Consider the following 2,202-nt stretch of genomic DNA (forward strand, 5'->3'; position numbering starts at 1 on the left):
CTTGCAGCCAGGCGATGTAATCGCGAAAGCCGGCCACCGGCGCCGGCAGCGCGGCGCCGCGATAATGGGCCAGCACTTCCCCCAACAGCCGCGCGCTACTCCAACCATCCAACAGCAAATGATGACTGAGCCAGATCAGGTGATAAACGTCCTCGTCCAGTCTGACCAATTCCAGTTTGAACAACGGCGGGGTTACGGTTTGCAATCCTTGGCTTTGCAATTCGGCAATCAGCCTTTGTAAGACGGATTCGGCATCGTCCCTACCGCGCCAATCGCGTTCCCGCAACGGCAATGCCACGCGTTTATGCACGATTTGCAGCGGGCCTGGCCAATCGCCTTGGGAGACAAAACCGGTGCGTAAAATCGGATGGCGCTCCACCATCGACTGCCAGGCAGCGGCGAAGCGGACGGCATCCAATCCACTCAGCCGCACGTCGAAACGACTGACATAGCTGGCGGCATCGGCTTCATACAGGCTATGAAACAACATGCCCTGCTGCATCGGCGTCAAAGGATAAATATCCTGCAAATTACCAATCTCTATCGGCAATCGGTCCAATTGCGCCTGCGCCAGGCCGGCCAGCGGAACATCGCTAGGCGTAACCGCCAATGCTCCCTGACTGCAATGTTCGATCAAAGCCGTCAGTTCTTGGTTAAATTCGGCAGCCAGCCGCTCCATGCTTGCCGTGCTGAGCTGCTTGCTGTTGTAGGTCCAGTTCATCGCCAAGCAGCCGTCGTAAATCTGGCCGTTGATTTCCAACGCATAGTCCAGCGGTACAGCATCGTCGCGTTCGTCGCCGCGCGACTCGCCGGCCGGCCGGAACAAACCGGCATCGGTGAAACTGGCGTCGAACTGCCCCAAGTAATTGAAGCACACCGCGGGTTTAGGCAAGGCCTGCAACTCGGCGCGAACCGCTTCGTCAGCCAGATATTTCAACAAGCCGTAACCCAGGCCGCGATCCGGAATACGCCGCAATTGCTCCTTGACGGTTTTGATCGATTCGGCCAGATCGGCGGCGGGGCTTAATTTCACCGGATAAACGCTGGTGAACCAGCCGACGCTGCGGCTAACGTCTGGCGCATGCTCGAACGCTTCGCGGCCGTGGCCTTCCAGATCAATTGTCAACGCAGGGTTGCCGCTCCAGCGGCACAACACCCTCGCCAAGGCGGTGAGCAACAATTCATCGATACGGGTGCGGTAAGCAGCCGGCGCATCCTGCAGCAAGCGCCGGGTCGAGGCCGAATCGAGTTGCAGCGTCACGGTTTCCGCGTCCGCCGCCGTCGCATCGGTAGCCCCGAATTCGGATGGCAATTCATGGTTTGCTACCAGTTGTTGCCGCCAAAAATCCAGTTGATCGGAAATTTCTCCGGCACGGCGAGCAAGCGCTTCCGCCCAGGCTTGAAATGACGCGGTTTTGGCCGGTAATTGCGGGATTTCGGCGTTGGCAATTTGCCGGTACAAAACCTGTAAATCCTCCAGTACGATCCGCCATGACACGCCGTCCACCACTAAATGATGTACCACCAGCAGCAATCGGTAACTACCGTCGGCCACTTCGATATACGCCGCGCGCAGCAACGGTCCATGTTGTAAATCCAGGCTGCGTTGCGCCTGCTGCGCAATGGCACTGATTTGTTCGGCGTCCGCGGCTTGGCGCAGCCACAAGATGTCTTGTTCCTCCTCCGCTTCGGCATAGTGCTGCCGCCACTGCCCGTCCCGGCAAAAACGCAAACGTAGCGCATCGTGATGTTGCAGCAAATGCCGCAACGCCAGATTCAGGGCCTGGGCATCCAGGGCCTGTTCGGTTTGCAGCAATACCGATTGGTTCCAGTGTTGACGCCGAGGAATCTCGGCAGCAAAAAATTCGGCTTGAATCGGCGTCAACGGCAAGTCACGCCCGTTAATCACGGCGGCAATGGAGGCATCTGCTTGTATCGGTGTCAGCTTTGCCGCCAACCCAGCCAGCGCGGCGACGGTTTGATGGCTAAAAATATCCTTGGGCGACAACGCCAGCCCGACTTGGCGGGCGCGGCTAACCACTTGCAGGGAAATAATCGAATCGCCCCCCAACGCGAAGAAATTATCCTCGACGCCGATGTCTTCCAAGCCCAGTACCTCGCACCAAATCGTTGCCAACTGGCTCTCGACGGCGTTGCGCGGCGCGGTGCGGGTGCGGGCGATACGTTCCGGCGCCGGCAGGG

General features: G+C 58.8%; 1 protein-coding gene. It reads right to left on the reverse strand.

The genetic code is table 11. From position 1 onward, the window contains the following. A partial coding sequence (locus NP596_RS21025) for a condensation domain-containing protein (protein ID WP_256617342.1) occupies positions 1–2,202 on the reverse strand: 2,202 nt, incomplete at both ends.

The organism is Methylomonas rivi (assembly GCF_024505165.1).
GTDB lineage: Bacteria > Pseudomonadota > Gammaproteobacteria > Methylococcales > Methylomonadaceae > Methylomonas > Methylomonas rivi.